Source organism: Polaribacter sp., assembly GCF_965656025.1.
Taxonomy (GTDB): Bacteria; Bacteroidota; Bacteroidia; order Flavobacteriales; family Flavobacteriaceae; genus Polaribacter.
This window is the reverse complement of sequence record NZ_CBFHJT010000073.1, coordinates 10,433-11,772: the sequence shown is the minus strand read 5'-3', so window position 1 is coordinate 11,772 and position 1,340 is coordinate 10,433. Positions and strand designations below refer to the sequence as shown.

The 1,340-nt window shown below is 33.5% G+C and carries 1 protein-coding gene and 1 pseudogene; both read left to right on the top strand.

What is annotated here, in order from left to right:
• Positions 1-181 (top strand): annotated as a pseudogene (locus ACTG3S_RS12330) (phage tail protein); the annotation flags it as partial.
• Positions 182-310: 129 nt separating this feature from the next.
• Positions 311-1,340 (top strand): hypothetical protein (locus tag ACTG3S_RS12325; protein ID WP_439129650.1); only part of this gene is annotated, 1,030 nt, incomplete at its 3' end.

Genomic DNA, 1,340 nt, shown 5'->3' with positions numbered 1-1,340 from the left:
CAAAACAAAGAATTTTGGACCAGCTTCATCAGGTAACACCGTAAACGGACAAACCATTAGTGGAAATGCAGGACTTACTATTGGAAATAATGGTGGAAGTAGAGATCACAACAATATGCAACCATTCGAAACTGTAAATTATTTAATTGCTTTACAAGGTATTTTTCCTTCTAGAGACTAAATTAAAAAACACTTTGATTTAAAAACAGGTAGAAGTACCTGTTTTTTTTTGTATTGACTTTATTAAATTTGATTATCTTTTTTAAAATATCAAATACATTCTCATTATGAAAAAAATTACTTTATTATTATGAAAAAAATTACTTTATTATTGATTATTGGTATACTTTTAACCTATTCAAATCAATCCTTTTCGCAAACTTTTGACCTCTCAACTGGAACAACAACAGATAATACGCCTACTAATGTAAGTGAAACACTTTCTGGTATTACAATGACACTAGCTGCTAAAAATAATGGAGTTGATGATACAGCAATTCTAACAAATGCTGCGTTTGGAACAAACCAAGTAGCATTTCATCAATTTTCGTCGCAAACTGCCGACGAAATGATTATTTCTTTTAATCAAGCAGTAAATGTAGATAATATAAGAGTAATCAGTACAGAGTCACATACTAGAACTTGGACTTTTACACCTACAGGTGGTAGTAATACAACCGTAACTAAAACAAGTAGTTTTAGTGGTGGAGAAATAGTAACTTTAAACTATACAAACATCACACAGATTACAATTACTACAGATTCACCATTTTCAGCATCAGAACGTATGGTATTTGATTACCTTACTCTTGCTGCTAGTAACACAGCTCCAGTAATAGGAAATACAGCAGCAGGACAAACTGTAAACGATAATGCAACCATAAATCCTTTTTCATCAATAACAACCACAGATGCAGATGGCGATAATTTATCTGCAACCATAACTTTAGACAATAATGCTAAAGGAGTATTAACAGGAACAGGACTTTCTGGTACAGGTCCTTATACCATTGCGAGTACAAGTCCCGCAGATTTACAAACTAAATTAAGAGCTTTGTCTTACAATCCTACAGACAATAGAACTGCAGTTTCAGAAACCACAACATTTACTGTGGCTATAGATGATGGTACAGATACAGACTCAGACAATACAACTACTGTAATTTCTAGTGCAGTGGCACCAACAGTAACCAGTGTTTCAGTTCCTTCAAACGCAACATATACAGCAGGGCAAAATTTAGATTTTACTGTTAATTTTAACGAAAATATCACTGTTAGTACTGCTGGTGGTACACCTCAAATTGCAATAACTATTGGCGCTACTGTGCGTCAAGCTTCTT